15 protein-coding genes are annotated in these 16,356 nt (G+C 65.8%); 4 read left to right on the top strand and 11 right to left on the bottom strand.

Translation table 11 applies throughout. From position 1 onward, the window contains the following. Positions 1-13: 13 nt before the first annotated feature. From priA to KF785_04695, 8 genes are all read right to left on the bottom strand, one after another. On the bottom strand, positions 14-2,431 hold the full coding sequence (gene priA / locus KF785_04660) for a primosomal protein N' (protein MBX3146037.1): 2,418 nt from the start codon (positions 2,429-2,431) through the stop codon (positions 14-16). A gap of 95 nt (positions 2,432-2,526) precedes the next feature. After that, entirely contained in the window at positions 2,527-3,552 is a 1,026-nt protein-coding gene (locus KF785_04665; protein MBX3146038.1) for a dipeptide epimerase, read from the bottom strand. A 107-nt stretch (positions 3,553-3,659) separates the two neighbouring features. Further along, positions 3,660-4,553, bottom strand: a complete 894-nt coding sequence (locus tag KF785_04670; protein MBX3146039.1) for a histone deacetylase — start codon at positions 4,551-4,553, stop codon at positions 3,660-3,662. 28 nt (positions 4,554-4,581) lie between these two features. Continuing rightward, entirely contained in the window at positions 4,582-4,839 is a 258-nt protein-coding gene (locus KF785_04675) for a hypothetical protein (GenBank protein MBX3146040.1), read from the bottom strand. Next, positions 4,836-5,102: a hypothetical protein gene (locus KF785_04680; GenBank protein MBX3146041.1), complete on the bottom strand. Its 267-nt coding sequence runs from the start codon at positions 5,100-5,102 to the stop codon at positions 4,836-4,838. The genes KF785_04675 and KF785_04680 overlap by 4 nt, the downstream gene beginning before the upstream one ends. Before the next feature lie 15 nt (positions 5,103-5,117). Next, positions 5,118-6,278 (bottom strand): YncE family protein, encoded by a 1,161-nt coding sequence (locus KF785_04685; protein MBX3146042.1) that lies wholly within the window; start codon positions 6,276-6,278, stop codon positions 5,118-5,120. Between the two features lie 14 nt (positions 6,279-6,292). Beyond that, positions 6,293-6,982, bottom strand: coding sequence for a metallopeptidase family protein (locus KF785_04690; GenBank protein MBX3146043.1), 690 nt, complete (start codon positions 6,980-6,982; stop codon positions 6,293-6,295). 6 nt (positions 6,983-6,988) lie between these two features. Then, positions 6,989-8,299, bottom strand: a complete 1,311-nt coding sequence (locus tag KF785_04695) for a glycine--tRNA ligase (protein ID MBX3146044.1) — start codon at positions 8,297-8,299, stop codon at positions 6,989-6,991. Positions 8,300-8,606: 307 nt separating this feature from the next. On the opposite strand from KF785_04695, the gene KF785_04700 reads away from it, so the two are divergent. From KF785_04700 to KF785_04715, 4 genes are read left to right on the top strand one after another with little or no spacing between them, the layout of a single operon-like run. Next, positions 8,607-9,161, top strand: a complete 555-nt coding sequence (locus tag KF785_04700; GenBank protein MBX3146045.1) for a GspH/FimT family pseudopilin — start codon at positions 8,607-8,609, stop codon at positions 9,159-9,161. A 2-nt stretch (positions 9,162-9,163) separates the two neighbouring features. Beyond that, positions 9,164-9,559 (top strand): prepilin-type N-terminal cleavage/methylation domain-containing protein, encoded by a 396-nt coding sequence (locus KF785_04705; GenBank protein MBX3146046.1) that lies wholly within the window; start codon positions 9,164-9,166, stop codon positions 9,557-9,559. Continuing rightward, positions 9,556-10,737, top strand: a complete 1,182-nt coding sequence (locus tag KF785_04710; GenBank protein MBX3146047.1) for a fibronectin type III domain-containing protein — start codon at positions 9,556-9,558, stop codon at positions 10,735-10,737. The genes KF785_04705 and KF785_04710 overlap by 4 nt, the downstream gene beginning before the upstream one ends. Positions 10,738-10,751: 14 nt before the next feature. Then, complete coding sequence (locus KF785_04715; protein ID MBX3146048.1) at positions 10,752-12,755, top strand: hypothetical protein; 2,004 nt, start codon at positions 10,752-10,754, stop codon at positions 12,753-12,755. Between the two features lie 92 nt (positions 12,756-12,847). Here KF785_04715 and KF785_04720 read toward each other — a convergent pair whose 3' ends face one another. The 3 genes from KF785_04720 to trpS are packed head-to-tail and all read right to left on the bottom strand — an operon-like array spanning position 12,848 to position 16,204. Next, on the bottom strand, positions 12,848-14,128 hold the full coding sequence (locus KF785_04720) for an adenylosuccinate synthase (protein MBX3146049.1): 1,281 nt from the start codon (positions 14,126-14,128) through the stop codon (positions 12,848-12,850). After that, entirely contained in the window at positions 14,128-15,207 is a 1,080-nt protein-coding gene (locus tag KF785_04725; GenBank protein ID MBX3146050.1) for a PilT/PilU family type 4a pilus ATPase, read from the bottom strand. Before KF785_04725 ends, KF785_04720 begins: the two co-directional genes overlap by 1 nt. A 1-nt stretch (position 15,208) precedes the next feature. Next, positions 15,209-16,204, bottom strand: coding sequence for a tryptophan--tRNA ligase (trpS, locus tag KF785_04730; GenBank protein MBX3146051.1), 996 nt, complete (start codon positions 16,202-16,204; stop codon positions 15,209-15,211). Positions 16,205-16,356 lie beyond the last annotated feature (152 nt).

Below are 16,356 nucleotides of genomic sequence, written 5' to 3' on the forward strand. Positions count from 1 at the left end.
TCGAGTTGGTGGCTCAGAGCATCGAGACCGGATCGCGATCGATGGTAACCCGAACCCGTGCCGTTCCGGCCAGTCGCGGTGCTGCGTACCTGACGATTCGTCCCAGCGCGCCTTCGGGCCCCTTGAGGACAGCATGCCACCGGTAGCGATCCTTGACCTTCTCGACCGGGCACGGCGCGGGGCCGAGCACCTGGACCGGCAACTGATGGCGGTCGACCAACGCTGCCACCCAGTCGGCAATGCGGGATGCGGTCCGGGACACCAACCCTTCCGACGTTCCCGACACCACGATATTGACCAGCGAGAGGCTCGGCGGGTAGGGCGGATCCTCGCGCGCGGCCCGCTCCATGGCCCAGAACGCCTCGGTATCGTGATGCGCCGCCAGTCGCAGCGCGGGATGATCCGGGTTCCGCGTCTGCACCAGCACGCGCCCGCCCTTGGGTCCCCGCCCTGCCCGCCCGGCCACCTGCGTAATCAGCTGAAAGGTTCGCTCGGCGGCGCGGAAATCGGGCAGATGCAAGCCGACATCCGCGTCGACCACACCCACCAGCGTCACATTGGGGAAGTCGATGCCCTTGGCCACCATCTGCGTACCAACCAGGATGTCGACCTGCCCCTTTTCGACCCGCTCGAGGATCCGGTGGTGCGACCACTTGGACCCCGTGGTATCGAGATCCATTCGCGCCACCCGGGCCTCGGGAACCCGCTCGGCCACGACCTGTTCGACCTGCTGCGTTCCGACCCCGCGACTGCGAACCGTCGGATGTCCGCACGCCTTGCACGCCTCCTCGAGCGGCGCATGATGACCGCAGTAGTGACAGCGCAGTCGGGCCGGGTGACGGTGTATCGTGAGCGAGATACTGCAGTGGGGACAGGTGACCACGTCACCGCACGACGGGCATTGCAGGAACGAGGCAAAGCCGCGGCGATTGAGCAGCAGGAGCGCTTGCTCGCCCCGCGCCACCGTTCGTCGCAGCGCGTCATCGAGTGCGACGCTCCAGGGCAAACCACCGACGCCCTGAACCTGCGGGGCGGTCTTCAGGTCGACCAGCTCGACGGGGGGGAGCGGGCGGGATCCGACTCGGTCCGGCAGCCGAATGAGCCGATCGGTCCGCGCCAGCGCCGCTGCGGTTTCGAGGCTTGGTGTCGCGCTGCCCAGCACGAGCCGGGCCCCGTCGAGCCTGCAACGCACCCGCGCCACGTCGCGCGCATGGTACCGGGGCGCCTCGCCGTTCTTATAGGTAGCCTCGTGCTCCTCATCGATCACGATGTACCCAAGCGACGGAATCGGCGCGAAGACCGCCGACCTCGGCCCGACCGCGACCATGCGTTCGCCCCGCCTGAGCGCGCGCCAGGCATCGGTCCGTTCCCCTTCGGACAGCGCGCTGTGCAGCACCGCCACGCGATCGCCAAACACGCCGCGGACCCGACTGACCGTCTGCGGCGTCAGGCCGATCTCCGGAACCAGCACGATCGCCCCACGACCGGCGGCCACCGCCTGACTGATGGCCTCCAGATACACCAGCGTCTTACCGCTGCCGGTCACGCCAAACAGCAGCGCATCCTGTCCCGGCTCGAGCGCCGCAATCCGCTCGACGGCCAGGCGCTGCGGCTCGCTGGGCAGCGGGGGCGCCGTGACACTCATGGCCGCAAAGGGATCGCGATACTGCTCCAGCTCGACAATGCGAACCAGGCCATCCTCGATCAATGCATCGATCACGGCGGCACTGACGTCCAGTCGGGCTTTGACGTCAGGAACCGGCAGCGGGGCGCCGGCCTGCTCGACCAGTTCGTAGACCTCGCGTCGCCTCGGTCGGCGCGCAAAGTGGAGGTCCCTCTCGAGCAGGCCAAGACGGGGCTCGGCCAGTTCCAAGGCACGAACCGTGGCACGGCTGATATCCGCGGGCGGGCTCTCGGTATCGAGCCGGATGGCTCCGATGCGCACCAGACGATCGGCCACCGACCAGAGCGGCTTCTGGAGCGCCCGCGCGGCACTGCTCATCGAGGCCCGCCCGCCCTTCCGGTCGAGCCAGCGGATCAGGTCGCCAGCCGTGCCGCCACCCACACCCGCATCCGAGAGCCGGATCAGGTGCAGCTCCGACTCGCCCCAGAGCGGACCCGGCAGCATGGCCTTGAGAGTGAGGCCTAACGGCGTCCCGTAGTACCCGGCCATCCACTCAGCCGTGCGCAGCAAGGACGGAGGCAGGGACGGCTCATCATCCGGCGCCGCCAGAATCTCGCGTGGCTGGACGGCCGGCGGGGCCTCGTCGGTACCCACCACGACCCCCACCATCTCGCGTCGACGAACCGGCACCACCACCCGGGCACCCGGGACGACCCGATCGGCAAGCGGTGTCGGGACGGCGTAGGTGTACGGCGTGGCAACGGGAAGCGGTAGCGCGACCTGCACCAAGGGGGAAACAACGGCCATGCCGGGAATGTAAGGCCACGACCCGGGCAACGGATACGCGAACGGGGGAGCGGCAAGCTTGCCGCTCCCCCGTCGACACCACGACCCGCTGCGTCCTAGCCGCGAACGCCGACCCCGAGCCCCGGGCCGGTCGGCAGCACGATCTGACCGTTGTCGATCGTGGCACCGGTGTACGGGTCATTGGACAGGAGCGCGGCGCCGTCCAGATCGGCGATGTCGACCAGGGGCGTGAAGTGCGCAGCAGCCGTGATCGCAATCGAGGACTCCAGCATGCAGCCCACCATCACCATCATGTGATGCGCCCGCGCAATCGCGATCATTCGGATCGCCTCGCGGAGGCTGCCCGTCTTGGCCAGCTTGATGTTGATGCCGTCGACCATGCCCACCAGCCGCGGAATATCGGCCGAGGTGATGCAGCTCTCGTCGACGATGAGGGGAATCCGGGATGCTTTCGCGATCAGGCCCAGCCCCTCGATGTCGTTGGGGACCAGCGGCTGCTCCAGGACCGTCACGCCGTACTCCTCGAGGATCGGCAGCATCCGGATCGTCTGCTTGCGGGTCCAGCCGCAGTTGGCGTCGACCCGCAACTCGCGATCGGTGACATCCCGAATGGCCTGAAGGATCTCGAGGTCGTTTTCGAGCCCCAGCTTGATCTTGAGAATCGGATACTGCTCGGCCTCCCGGACCTTCTTCTTGATCATCTCGGCCGTGTCGATGCCGATCGTGAAGGTCGACTTCGGCGCCTTGGCCGCATCGAGCCCCCAGAGCTGATAGAGCGGCACGCCGAGCCGCTTGCCGACCAGGTCGTGCAGCGCGGTGGAGATTGCCGCGCGGACCGAGTTGTTGTCGGTGACGAACGCCTCGAGCGTGCGCTCGGCGTCTTCCAGGTGGAAGGCGTTTTCGGGCATCACGCTCGCGTAGGCGTCGATGGCCGCCAGCGCCGTCTCGACCGTCTCGCCGTAGAAGGCCACCGGCGTCACTTCACCCCATCCCTCGAGCCCGTCGCTGTCGATGACTTTGACGAGAATGGTCCGATTGGTGTCCCGGCTGCTCCGGGCAATCTTGAAGGGGTACTTGGTCTTGAGGGTCAGGATTTCGGTCTGAATGCGCAGGCGGGCCACGGGAAAGCCTCTCGGTTACGGCGCCAATGAAGGGTGGTCAGGGGTTCCACGAACGGCGTGAATTGTATCCGTTCGTGGACACAATGCCAATGCGGCGAGGCGTCGGATCAGGCCATGGCGCGGACGACGGCTTCAGCGCCGTCCGCGAGACGGTGCGGCACGTAGCCGCCTTCGAGCACGGCCATCAGGGGCACCTCGGGAAAGGCGGTACGAATCCGGCCGACCCAGGTAGCGTAGTGCTCGGGCTCCAGGGTAAACCCGCCGAGCAGGTCACCCCGCATCGAGTCGAAGCCGGCCGAAAGCAGGATGGCGCCCGGGGTCCAGCCGTCGGTTGCCTGCTGAATCGCGCTCCAGAGCGTTTCGAGATACGCCTCGGCCGGGAGGCCGGCCCGCATCGGCAGGTTGGTGACGTTGCCGACGCCCCGCTCGTCGCGCGACCCGCTGAAGGGCCAATGCGGCCACTGATGCATCGAGATGAAGCGGATGGCAGGATCCTGCTCGACGAGCGCCTGGGTACCGTTGCCGTGGTGTACGTCCCAATCGACGATCAGCACGCGTTCGATTCCGTAGGTCTGCGCTTCGCGGGCCGCAATCACGACGTTGCCGAGCAGGCAGAATCCCATGGCGGTATCGGCGAGCGCGTGGTGCCCCGGGGGGCGTACCGCGGCAAAGGCGGGTTGCCCCCCCAGGGCCGACTCGAGCGCAGCAAGCGTTGCTCCGGCGCCCCCCATGGCGGCTTCGAAGCTGGCTTCGTTCATCGCGGTATCGGCGTCGAGCGTTCCGCCGCCGGCCCTGGCCATGGCCTCGAGACGGTCGAGATATGCCGCCGGATGCACCCGTTCGACGACTGATCGGGCCGCCGGCTCCGCCTCGCGAACCGCGGCAGCATCGATGCCGCGGAGTCGATCGAGCAGGACTTCGATGCGACGGGGAGACTCGGGATGCCCGATGCGAACGACGTGATCCGGGCAGCGCGAGTGGGTAAAGACCGGTGCGATCATTGGCACCGGGCAGTGCGGACCGTGAGACTCACCGGGTCGGCCGTCGATGGCGCCGCAGCACGATCAGGGCGCCGTTCGGAACCACGCCCGCATCGGCCATGGTGGCCGAACCCTCCGGTACCTCCGCACCGCGAAACTTGACGAGATACTGATCCGGCGAGGTTCGCACCTTCGCCTGCGCCAGGGCGCGCGCTTTCACGTCGCTCACCCGGACGTCCGCCGGGACATTGAGTGCGATTTCATCCCAGGTATCGAGCACCGTCACGCGCACGGGAATGGTGGTCATGCGGCCCGTCCGGGCAACGTGCTGAGGAAGCGTCCGACCGCCTGATCGAAGAGCAGGGTGGACGCCCGCACCCGCTGACCGCTCGGGTCGGAGGACACGATGGCCAGGGCGATTTCCTCCCCGCCCTGGCCGCGAAGCGTCAGGTAATCGGCCCCTTCCTTCTCGGGATAGGCGGCCTGATTGGGCACCCGCTCGGCAAAGAACTCTTTGGCTCGCGCAATCACTTCGGCGGCCGTCAGGCTGGTCGTCGTCTCGTGAATCATGGGGTGTCGTTACCGTTACATCAGTCTGATGGTGAGGCCGGTTGGCTGCGCAGGAACCGGCACAGTGCTGACGACTTTGCGGGTGGCGAGGTCGACGACATCGATGGCGCCCGGGTCGGACCCGATCGACTCCTGCGACACGTAGGCGTACTTCCCGTCCGGTGAAAACACGACGCCGTGGACGATCTTCTTGGTCGTCTTGACCCGGGCGGTTTCGGTCCAAGTCTTGGTGTCGACGATACTGAAGCTCTGATCCTTCTTGTTCGTCACGACCAGGACCGAGCCGTCCGGCGACGGCTCCAGGTTGTACGCTCCCGCCCCGACCGCGACCTCTCGCCGCAGCTGCAGCGTTTCCGCGTCCCAGACCTGGACGGTGTTGCCGTTGTTGCAGGCGACATAGAGCGTCTTGTCGTCTGCCGAGACGGAAATATAGGTCCCGGCGCATTCCCGGGTCATCAGCGCAGCAGGCGGCTCGACCACGACACCGGCGCCGGGCGGCGTGGCATGAGACGCATCGTGTCCGGCGTGACCGGCGGGGTGCCCCGCCGCCGGCGCACCAGCCATGGTATGGCCCTTGCCCGTCCGAACCCGGCGGGCAATCGCAAACGTATTGACATCGATTTCCAGGATCTCATCGCTGTGCATGCAGGTCGCATAGGCCCGCGTGCCGGCATGATTGACGCGCATTCCATGCGGCATGTCGCAGGCAGGCAGATCGAAGATCTTGGTCATGCTCGGCACGTGTACCACGGATATGACATTGACCCGCGGTCGGTCGCCGTGGAAATCGGAATTGGCCACGAAGGCGAATTCGTTGTCGGGCGTCACCGAAATGGTAGTCGGGAAATGCTCGGCAAGCGCCTTGCCCATGAACTGATCGGTTGCCGCGTCGAACTGCCAGAGGGTTCCGAAAGGTACCCCGTGGGCCACGCTCACGAAGTACGACTTCATGTCGGGCGCCATCGCAATGCCGTGCGGCCCGTCGATATCGGCGGGCTTGATCCCGACCGGCACGACCCGATCGACGATCAGCTTGGGGCCGTCCGGGCGGAACCAGGTCACGATGTCGCCCGACTCGCTGACGATGCCAACCTGATACTTCTGCTGCTGCGCCGTCACGCCGCTGGTCGCAAGCGCCGCGAGCATCACACCTGCCGTCCAGAAGTTCCGCGTCATGCCTGCCGCCTCCTTCAATCCAGCTCTGCCCAAATGTCCCGCTGATCGGCCACCGGCGTCCGGATGACATCCATCAGCCGGGCGGGACGCACCACGACGAGGACGAACTCCCCTGGGGGTGGCGCCTCGAGTCCCTGCACCGACAGAAACGCCGGGGGGCGCAGATCGGACGGCAGGTCGACCCGGTACCGTCGGTCGGCCCAGACGAAGCGGAACAGCCCCCCGGCTTCCTCCCGCTCGACCTCCATAAAGTAATCATCCTCGAGCCGGAACAGCCCGCCGCCCTCGGCCTCGCCGTCACGATAGAAGGTCGGGTCGAACGGCTCGCCGGCCATGCGGGCGTAGTTCTGTTCCACCGCCTCGTCGAGCCACTCGAGACTGGGCTCCCGGGCCCGCCACTCGACATGGTGGCGGATTTCGTGGGTCAGGGTTTCCCAGGCCTCCTCCTGCCAGTTGAAATCCTCCCGATCCCGGGCCAGGGCGGCAAAGGAACCGTAGTACAGTACCACACGGCTGTGGGTGGCCTCGGGGGCATCGGTCGTGGTCGGCAGGGCAATGCACTCGCCCAGGGTGTAGATCTCCTGGCGATCGGGGTGCGTCACCGTGCGAGGCGACACCACGATCTCGGCGATCCCGGACAGAAACTCTTCCGGAATCTGCTCAGCAAGCGAGGCCACCAGCCCCTCGAACTCGGCCAGCGTCATGCGGGCTTAGAGCCGTTCGTGCAGGTACTCGCGCACCTGCGCCAGCGCGATCCGCTCCTGCTGCATGGTGTCACGGTGTCGCACGGTCACCTGCCCGTCTTCGGCGGTCTGGCCATCGACCGTGATGCTGAACGGGGTTCCGATCTCGTCCATCCGCCGGTAGCGACGACCGATCGCTCCGCTGTCGTCATAGAACACCGGCAAGTTGCGGCGAAGATCGTTGTACAGCTCGGTGGCCGTCTCCGGCATCCGGTCCTTGTTGACGAGCGGCAGTACCGCCGCCTTGATCGGCGCCATCACGGGATGGAATCGCATCACCACCCGGGTGTCGCCGTCGACTTCCTCCTCGTGATAGGCATCAGCCAGGAGAGCCAGGGTGACCCGATCGGCGCCCGCCGACGTTTCGACGATATACGGGAGGAAGCGATCGCCGCTCTTCTGCTCGAAGTATTCCAGCTTCTTGCCGGAGTGCTCCTGGTGGCGCCGCAAGTCGAAGTCGGTCCGGTTGTGGATTCCCTCGATTTCGTGCCAGCCGAAGGGAAACTCATACTCGATGTCGTAGGCGGCGCGAGCATAGTGGGCCAGCTCCGTGGGGCCGTGCTCGTGCCAGCGCAGCTTGTCCGACCGCAGCCCGATTTCGCAGTGCCACGCCATCCGAAGCACTCGCCAGCGCTCGAACCACTCGTCGTCCGTTCCCGGCTTCACGAAGAACTGCATTTCCATCTGCTCGAACTCGCGAGTCCGGAAGATGAAGTTGCCCGGGGTAATCTCGTTGCGGAACGCCTTGCCGATCTGGGCGATTCCGAACGGAATCCGCTGCCGAGAGCTGTTGAGGACGTTCAGGTAATTGACGTAGATCCCCTGCGCCGTTTCTGGTCGGAGGTAGACCACGGCCGCCTGTTCCTCGACCGGCCCCATGAAGGTCTTGAACATCAGGTTGAAGAGCCGCGGCTCGGTCAGGTTGCCCTTGGTGCCGCAGGCGGGGCACTGCCCGTCCGGCTGTCCTGGGGTCCCCTTGATCCGCGGATCATCGGCCCGGAACCGGTTGCGGCACTGCTTGCAATCGACCAGAGGGTCCGTGAAGCCAGACACATGCCCCGACGCTTCCCACACCTTTGGGTGCATCAGGATGGCGGCATCGAGACCCTCGATGTCGTCGCGCGACCGGACCAAGGCTCGCCACCAGCTGTCCTTGACGTTCCGCTTGAGCTCGACGCCGAGCGGGCCGTAGTCCCAGACCGAGCCCAGTCCACCGTAGACCTCGGACGACTGAAAAACGAATCCGCGGCGCTTGCAGAGGGAAACCAGCTTGTCCATCAACGGGGGGGCGGCCATGAGTCGGGTCTGCGGTAACTGGAGAATCAGGTCCGGCGGCTCCCGGGAGCGACCGGCGGGTGGCGAATATTAGAGGTGAGCTAACCCACAGGCAAGCAATAATTTGCGCGCAGCAGGATGCCAGAAACGGGGCCGGGTGAGGGAGGGTCGTTCCGGGGTCCAGGAGGGAGAATGCGTCAGGGCAACGACTTAGCCGACCCGACCGGCTGGCTTGGACTTTGCCGTGGGACAGGTATCCTACGGGCCAGCCCGTGATTCACGGGTTTCCCGGACTGCTGGAGAGGGTCGGATGCAATTTCGTTCGCTGTTGGCGGATCGGCGCGGCTACTCGCTCGGCGAGTTGCTTACGGTGGTCGTCATTCTTGGTATCATCGCGGCCCTGGCCGTGCCCCGCCTCGACTGGATGGCATATCGGGTCAACGGCGAGGTGCGTCAGGTCGCGATGCAGTTGTCGTACGCCCAGCGGCTGGCAGTCAGCCTCCAGCACAACGTCCAGGTCACCATCGATCGCGCCAACCGGCGGATCATCGTGGACGAGGATGCCAACAACGACGGCATCTTCTCTTCCAATGAGCGCCGCCGAGTCCTCCAGCTCGAAGCGGGTCTCAATTTCGAGCGGAACAGCGCCCCGGCCCTTCCGGCGCCCGCCCCGGACAACGAGCTCACCCAGATCATCTTCCGCCGCGACGGCAGTGCGAGCCAGTCGGGGGCGGTGTTTCTCAATTCGATTCGCGGGGTTGCGGGCGGCAACAACAAGGACGCCCGTGCGCTGGTCATCACGCGTGCGACGGGGCGCGCCTCGTCGTTCTCGTATCTGAATGGCAGCTGGGTCGCGAGGATGTGACGATGAAACGTGACGGCTTCACGCTGATCGAGGTACTCATTGCCGTCGTCGTGCTGACGATCGCGGTCACCGGCCTCGGGCAGTTTATGGCGAAGTATCAGCATTCCACCTCGACGGCCACGCTGCTTTCGAGCATGACAAGCATTGCCAAAGAGCGACTCGAGCTGGTCCGCGCCGACCCCCGGTACACCACGCTCACGACCCTTTACGGCACCGGTGCCAGCGCCGACACCACGGGATTCCCACGGTACCCCAGCGTGCGCCGCACCACCACGGTTGTCCGTGATCAGAGCGGCAACCCCGCCCGCGACCGAACCACCGTGACGGTTCGGGTCTTTGCGACCAACGGTATCAGCAGGGACACGGTGCGTCTCACCGCCGTGATCGCACGCCCATGACGAGCACTCGCGGTTCGGTTCGTTTGCGCAGCACGGCCGGCTTCTCGCTGGTCGAACTGCTGATCACGCTGGTCGTCCTGACGCTGGTCATGGGAACGACCGTAATGTTCTTTCAGACGCAGAGTCGCAGCTTTGCCCGGGGCAACGAGAGCATCGACGTGCTCCAGAACGCGCGCTTTTCCGTGACCCATGTGGAGCGGATTCTGCGCACCTTGGGCGCTGGCGTCACCGGCGAACAGCCGATGCTGGTCTACGGAGGCAACGACGTCGTTGCGTTCAATACCGACTTTACCGAGACCGACACCACCGATTTTCGCTGGGCCGTCAACTGGAACCCATCGATCCCGGCCGAAGACGCGATGGTATGGCGGGTCGAGAACGCTTCGACCATTCCCAACACGGTCATTACGTACCCACCGAAAACGTTCGTCCTGGGCAACGGCCTGCCAAGCCCTGCTGAAACCAAGATCTTCTGGCTGGCTCCGGACACGACGACGGCGCGCGGGGACGACTATGTGCTCTGGGAGCGCACCAACAACGGCCAGCCGGAATACATTGCCCGCAACATTCTGGCGTATCCCGGGCGCCCGTTCTTCCAGTACTTTCTCGACCGCCGAACCGTGGGCGTTCCGAATCTCGTGATCGCAGCCGGAGCCGACCTTCCCCTGCGGCGTCGGGTTCTGGAATCGACCTTCAGCTCGGCGGACAGTTCCAACGCCGTGCGACCGGACAGTGTTCGGGCCGTTCGGATCAACCTCCGCATCTCCAATGGCAAGACCGGTGCGGAGGAACGGACTCGGGACTTCTCGCAGCTGATCCAGGTGCCCAACAACGGGTTGCCGAGCCCGGTCGTCTGTGGCCGGTCACCGCTTCCACCGGCAAGCGTTACGACGATTGCCGACACGACGGGCGCAGCCATCGTTCACCTTCGCTGGACCCGGTCACCCGACCACGGCGGAGGCGAGTTCGACGTGCGTCAGTACGTCGTCTACGTCCGACCGGACACAGCAACCGTCTGGCGGGACCCGCTGATCCTCGTACCGGCAGACAGTCTGTTGACGTACCAGACCCCGATCGGCGGGCTCGCCTCGGGGGAAACCTACCGATTCGGCGTCATCGCGCAGGACTGCACGCCCAGTTCGTCCACCGTGATCTCGACGACGGCGGTTGCGCCATGAGAAGGAGACCAGGCATGCCCACGACCCAGCTGATCCGCAACGAACGCGGTGTCGCGCTGATCCTGACCCTGCTGATCACGATGGCCGTGGCCGCGATGGCCATCGGCGGCGTGATGATTGCCGGCGCCAGCGGGCTGACCTCGCGCTTTGCCGCCCGGGAGGCCGCCCTCCACTCGCTGGCCGATGCCGGCCTCGAAATCGCGCGGGATTCGATCAATCGCGTGCTGACACTCCTCCCCGATACGGGGTACATCACGATCACACCGGCCAGCGTGATCCATGATGCCAGCGGCAACGTGATTACCGGATACACTCGCACGGTGTACGCCGGGAAGACGGGCGGGCGGACCGGCGGACCGGCCACCTCAGGGCAGTATGGCAGCAACTATATGAGCGTGCTGTCCGTTATCAACGACCCGCGTGGCGCCGTGGCGGCGCGCCGCGGATTGTTTGCCCAGGAATCGTGGTCGCGGTTTGCCGTCGCCATCAACGACTACACCAGCACGATTCCGTACGGCTGCGGTTCGTCTATTACCGGGCCCCTCCACTCGAACGACGACCTGCGAATCCAGGCCGGGTGCACTTCCCCGAAGACATTGTTCGCCGGTGAAGTCTCGGTCGTCGGCTCGATCATCAATCCGTCATCCGGCAACTTTACTCGCGGCTATACGACCGGCGCACCGGCACTGCCCTGGCCAACAGCTGCGCAGCTCGGGCTGATGCAACAGTATGCCCGTGAAGCCGATGCCACCGGCGGTGACTATGATATCGCCGGCGGCAACATCGGCACCAACAAGCCGTGCACCAGGCTCGACTTCCAGGTCCTCGATTCGAACGGGGACGGGATCATCCAGTGGGATGAGGGATACGTTCGGGTCTTTCGCTGCAACAATCTCACCGATGCTTCACTGGCGTATGTGAACGGACGCAGATGGATCTCGGTTCCCGGGAGCGTGACCGGCGTCAGCCTCGACACCGATCCCAACATCAACTCACCCAACTGCGGCGCCTACGCGGGGACATCGAGCGGGGCGTTCCGCAGCGCCCGCTGGATCTGGGACAATACCGCCGGCACCAACAACCAAAAGCGCGACGCCGTGCGAGGCGCATTGAACGGCTCCAGCGGAAGCTACGTCAATCGTCGCTGCTTCCTCGGCGGCGATCCTCGCCTCTTCCGGGCCGCCACCGGCGACACCCTGCTGCCGGACTCGACCACAGCCAATACCGGGCTCGGCACCAACGGCGGCCGGTGGATCCGGAGGCGGCTCGGTGCGCATCCTTCCGTCACCGCCGTGCGCAACACGATTGCCAGCGGTGGCGACGCTGAGTACTGGATCCCGCTGGGCAAGAACCCGGACTTCAAGGGCGTGATCTACGTGACCGGCGACGTGGCCATCAGCGGTCGACTCCGGGGCAGAGTCTCTGTAGTGTCGACGGGGCTCATCAATCTCCAGGACGACTTCACCTACTGGACCCCGCCTGGCACGAACTGCAGCGAGACAGGGGACATCTTCGGCGCCCTCGCCGTACAGGGCATCATCACGCAGGACAACAATCTCCAGACCCCCTTCCGGGTTGGAGGGACCTGGATTGGCGGGTTCGACGACACGCCGGCGGACGAGAGCTACCACATGTTCCTGCTGACGCTGACCAACTTCGGCAGTGACATGGCACCAAGTGGCACTCATAACACGCCCGGCTACGACGGCCCGACCGGCAGCCCCGCCATTCCGGCCAGCGCCAACGAAACCTGCGGCGGTGCCCGCGCAGGGTGCATCCGGATCTCGGGCGGCATTGCCTACGCCAGAATGGACTGGGGCGGCTTCCGCACCTACGGCGACGGCACCGGCTACGGCTGGGCCTCCGGCCACACCTATGACCCCTGCGGCGCCACCAACCCGCCGCCGTACTTCCCAACGACCGGCCGCTATCTCAAGAGCCGGTACTACGAAGTGGACCCCGTCTGGCTCAATCAGACGGGCATCGCAACCTACTTCAAGGAACTGCAGTCGCGCTGAGCAAGACCAACCGGCGCAGCAACTGAGGAAACGATGAGGGGGACGGCGCGCAGGCACCGTCCCCCTCATCGCGTCGACCGCAGCGCGCCGGATCAGACGTCGATGATTTGATCCCGCCGCGTCCCGACACTGGCGTACTTGATCGGCACCCCTGCAAGTTCTTCCAGCCGGGAGAGATACGCCCGCGCAGCCTTCGGCAGGTCGGCCATCGCACGGGCGCCGCCGGTGGACGCCCGCCAGCCGGGCATGGTCTCGTAGACCGGCTTGATCCGACCCAGCACGGTCACGTCGGACGGCATCTCGTCCATCCGCTCGCCATCCAGCTCGTAGCCCACGCCGATCGGAATCTGATCGAAGCCGTCCAGCACGTCGAGCTTGGTGACGGCCAGGTCCGTGAGCCCGTTGACCCGCGCCGAGTAGCGAACCACGACCGCATCGAACCAGCCGCACCGGCGAGGACGGCCGGTCACCGCCCCGAACTCATGCCCGACCTGACGCAGCTCTTCCTCCAGCGCCTCGTCGGCCAAGGTCGGCAGCGGACCGTTACCAACCCGGGTCGTATACGCCTTCACGACGCCCAGCACGCGATCGACCAGCGTCGGGCCAATGCCCGCCCCGACTGCAGCTCCGCCGGCCGTCGTGTTCGAGGACGTCACAAACGGGTAGGTCCCGTGATCGACATCGAGGAGGGCGCCCTGCGCCCCTTCGAGCAGGACGCTGCTGCCACTCTTGAGGGCCCGATAGAGATGCGCACCAGTATCGGCGGTCATCGGCACCAGGCGCGGCGCCACCCGGCGGAGCAGCTCGGCATGCTCGGCAAACGAGGCGCGCTCCTCCATCCCGGCCAGGGCCAGCAACTCGTTGGCACGGTTGATCCGCGCCGCCAGCAGGGCCTCGGCCTCGGTCACGTTGCGCAGGTTGCCGATCCGGATACCCCGACGACCGTACTTGTCCTCGTAGGCAGGCCCGATGCCGCGCTTGGTGGTTCCGATATTCTGCCGCCGCTCTTCGGCCAGATCGAGCAGCTTGTGATACGGCAGCACCAGATGGGCCCGATCGGACACCAGCACCCGACCGCTCACATCGATGCCGCGTTCGGCCAGACCGTCGAGCTCACCGAGGAAACTCTCTGGATCGATCACCACGCCGTTGCCCAGCACGCAGACTGTCGTCGTGTGCAGGATTCCGCTCGGAATCAGCCGCAGGATAAACTGCGAATCTCCGATCACGACGGTGTGACCCGCATTGGCTCCGCCCTGATAGCGCGCGACGATATCCGCTCGCTCCGCAATCACGTCGACGAGCTTGCCCTTGCCCTCATCACCCCATTGCGATCCGACGACTACGAGACACCGACAATCCGGTCCGAACATCAACGCTTCCCTTTCGCGCCCGCGGGCGCCGTCCCTTCGCTCACCCCGAGCGCCTTGGCCGTCTCGGCCGAGATCACGTTTGCCTTGACCAGCTCGGTCAGGTGTTGCTCATAGGTCTGCATGCCGCTCTTGCCGTAGCCACGCGTCATCTGCGTCTTGACCTCGACGACCTTGGCCGGGTCCTTCAGCGCATCTCGAATGGCCCGCGTCGCAATCATGATCTCCGCCGCCACCACGCGTCCGGAATCGTCCTTTTTGGGCAGCAACTGTTGCGACACGATGGCCGAGATGACCGACGAGAACCGGATCCGGCCGATGTCGCGCTCCTCGCGCGGCAGCATGGCGAAGCACTGCCCGATCGTGGTCATCACGTCAGGTGTTGGCATGGCGCCAATGACCAGCCGGCCGGTCTCGGCCGCCTTGATGGCGGTCTCGAGCGTCTCGCTGTCGTGGACGTCGCCCACCATGATCACGTCCGGATCCTGACGCAGCGCGGCGCGGACGCCGACGCTGAGCGACACCGTGTCGATGCCCACCTCACGCTGCGTCACCGACGACTTGAAGTCGCGGTGAAGAAACTCGATCGGATCCTCGATCGTCACGATGTGACGCTGCTGGGTCTGATTGAGGTGGTGCACCATGGCGGCAATGGTGCTGCTCTTACCGCTGCCGCTCACGCCAGTGACCAGCACCAGACCGTGCGGAGCTTCCGCCAGTCCCCGGAGCGAGTCGGGCAGGCCGAGTTGCTCCAACGTCGGAATTCCGAAGGGAATGACCCGCATCACGATCATGAATGACGAGCGCTGCCGCAGCAGATTGACCCGGAAGCGTCCTACGCCGGGCAAGCCCCACGAGCAGTCGTAGTCGGTCAGCTCGTCGAGCCGGGCCCGATCGTCGTCGCTCGCAACCAGCTTGAGTGCGGCGGCGCGGGTCTGTTCCGGCGTCAGCCGCTGCTTGGTGAGCGGGACCAGGGTGCCGTCGATCCTGGCGCGGAAAACGTCGCCCGCCTTGATGTGCAGGTCGGAGGCGCCGCGATCCACCGCCGCCTTGATGATCCGCTCGATCGGGACGCCGGCCATCTCAGGGTGCTCCGAGCGGCAGGAAGCCCATCCGACGCTCGACCCCGGCCAGTGTTTCGGCCGCAATCGCCCTGGCACGCTCGGCTCCCTGCGCAATGGCGCGGTCGAGCCGAGCCGGGTCGGCCCGGAGCGCCTCGGCCCGCGCGCGGATCGGCCCGAGCGCGGTCTCGAGGTTGTCTGCCAGCACGCGCTTGCAGTCGATGCACCCCCAACCGGCGCTCCGGCACTGGTTACCGACCTCGACGACCGTGTCGGGTGGCGAGAAGTGGGTATGCAACGAGTACACGTTGCAGTTCTCAGGCGTGCCCGGATCCTTCCTGGTCTTTCGGGCCGGATCGGTCTTGGCCGGACGCAGCTTGTCCCAAATGGCCTCGGGCGACTCGAAGAGGCCAATGGTGTTGCCCAGGCTCTTCGACATCTTGGCCTCGCCATCGAGGCCCAGAATCCGCTTGGCGGGCGTCAAGAGTGCCTGCGGCTCGGGCAGGAACGGCTCATCGGTGGCAAAGGCGTTGTTCCAGGTCCGGGCCAGTTCGCGCGAGAGCTCGAGGTGCTGGACCTGGTCCTCACCCACCGGAACCTTGTCGGCACGATAGAGCAGAATATCCGCAGCCTGCAGGACCGGGTACATCAGCAATCCGGCCAGGATGCGCTCGCTGCGCTGTGACTTGTCCTTGAACTGCGTCATCCGCTCGAGCTCTCCGATGCCGGTGACGTTGGTCAGGATCCACATCAGCTGGGCATGCTGGGGCACGTGCGACTGCACGAAGATGATCGACCGGTCGGGGTCGAGCCCGGCCGCCATAAGGCCGAGGAACATCTCGCGAGAGCGCTCCGCAAAGCCGGCCGGATCGAACTTGTGGGTAATGGCGTGAAGGTCGACCACGCAGTAGAGGCAGTCGTACCGGTCCTGCAGTTCGACCCAGTTCTTCACGGCACCGAGCCAGTTCCCGATGTGCAGTTCGCCGGTCGGTTGGATGCCGGAGAAGACGCGAGCCATGAAGTCCCCTGGACGAAATGGGAAACGGGTGAGCCGCCCAGAATTGCGGCCCACCCGTTGAGCGAAGGTAGTCGGCTCGGAGCATGCGGGCAAGCCAAAACCAGGCTTGCACTTACCCTTCGTCGAGCCAGCCCGGAAACGGGTGCGCCAGG

Source organism: Gemmatimonadales bacterium (assembly GCA_019637315.1).
Taxonomy (GTDB): Bacteria; Gemmatimonadota; Gemmatimonadetes; order Gemmatimonadales; family GWC2-71-9; genus SHZU01.

Coding starts and splice junctions, on each gene's coding strand:
- priA (MBX3146037.1), bottom strand. CDS start 2,431: ATGGCCGTTGTTTCCCCCTTGGTGCAGGTCGCGCTACCGCTTCCCGTT.
- KF785_04670 (MBX3146039.1), bottom strand. CDS start 4,553: ATGATCGCACCGGTCTTTACCCACTCGCGCTGCCCGGATCACGTCGTT.
- KF785_04675 (MBX3146040.1), bottom strand. CDS start 4,839: ATGACCACCATTCCCGTGCGCGTGACGGTGCTCGATACCTGGGATGAA.
- KF785_04680 (MBX3146041.1), bottom strand. CDS start 5,102: ATGATTCACGAGACGACGACCAGCCTGACGGCCGCCGAAGTGATTGCG.
- KF785_04685 (MBX3146042.1), bottom strand. CDS start 6,278: ATGACGCGGAACTTCTGGACGGCAGGTGTGATGCTCGCGGCGCTTGCG.
- KF785_04690 (MBX3146043.1), bottom strand. CDS start 6,982: ATGACGCTGGCCGAGTTCGAGGGGCTGGTGGCCTCGCTTGCTGAGCAG.
- KF785_04695 (MBX3146044.1), bottom strand. CDS start 8,299: ATGGACAAGCTGGTTTCCCTCTGCAAGCGCCGCGGATTCGTTTTTCAG.
- KF785_04700 (MBX3146045.1), top strand. CDS start 8,607: ATGCAATTTCGTTCGCTGTTGGCGGATCGGCGCGGCTACTCGCTCGGC.
- KF785_04705 (MBX3146046.1), top strand. CDS start 9,164: ATGAAACGTGACGGCTTCACGCTGATCGAGGTACTCATTGCCGTCGTC.
- KF785_04710 (MBX3146047.1), top strand. CDS start 9,556: ATGACGAGCACTCGCGGTTCGGTTCGTTTGCGCAGCACGGCCGGCTTC.
- KF785_04715 (MBX3146048.1), top strand. CDS start 10,752: ATGCCCACGACCCAGCTGATCCGCAACGAACGCGGTGTCGCGCTGATC.
- KF785_04720 (MBX3146049.1), bottom strand. CDS start 14,128: ATGTTCGGACCGGATTGTCGGTGTCTCGTAGTCGTCGGATCGCAATGG.
- KF785_04725 (MBX3146050.1), bottom strand. CDS start 15,207: ATGGCCGGCGTCCCGATCGAGCGGATCATCAAGGCGGCGGTGGATCGC.
- trpS (MBX3146051.1), bottom strand. CDS start 16,204: ATGGCTCGCGTCTTCTCCGGCATCCAACCGACCGGCGAACTGCACATC.